The 717-nt window shown below is 45.2% G+C and carries 1 protein-coding gene; it reads right to left on the reverse strand.

All coding sequences use genetic code 11. From position 1 onward, the window contains the following. The coding region (locus tag ACQEXP_RS21220) for an IS3 family transposase (RefSeq protein ID WP_426971459.1) at positions 1 to 717 on the reverse strand (717 nt) is incomplete at both ends.

The raw sequence follows: 717 nt of genomic DNA on the forward strand, positions 1-717 counted from the left end.
CATAATTAGAGGTTTCGGCTTGTTCATTCTTCATTAAATATTCCCATGGTGTCAGATCGTTGAGGGCATCATGGGGACGTTCTTCGTTGTATTCTCGTATCCAGTTTTCTGTTAGCTCACGCACGTCATTCAAGGTTCTGAACACATACATATCGAGGATCTCTGTGCGATACGTACGGTTAAATCGTTCGACATAGGAGTTCTGAGTCGGTTTGCCTGGTTGGATAAACTCCAGCTTGATATCATGCTCCTCAGCCCAAGTCGCCAGCGTTACAGAGATGAACTCTGGGCCATTATCCATTCGCAACTTTTCTGGATAACCTCGCCATGCAATGATTCGTTCAAGCACTCGAACCACTCGTTGCGCAGGGAGGCTTAAATCCACTTCGATAGCGAGTGCTTCACGATTGAAGTCATCTACTACGTTGAAGGTTCTAAATCGACGTCCGCACTGTAAGCTGTCACTCATAAAGTCAATCGACCAACACTGGTTAGCTACTATTGGCACATTAAGCGGCTCAGGCGAACGAGTTGGTAAGCGTTTTTTCTCTTTACGACGCTTATTGAGTTTGAGTTCGCAGTAAATCCGATATATCCGTTTATGATTCCAGCCATGTCCCCACCGACGAAGTATTTTGAGCAACTTGCTAAAACCGTAGGCTGGATAACGCTCAACCGCTTTTTGCAGTTCAACAATCACTTCATGATCGTTATTCG

The organism is Vibrio sp. TRT 1302 (assembly GCF_050113875.1).
Lineage (GTDB): Bacteria > Pseudomonadota > Gammaproteobacteria > Enterobacterales > Vibrionaceae > Vibrio.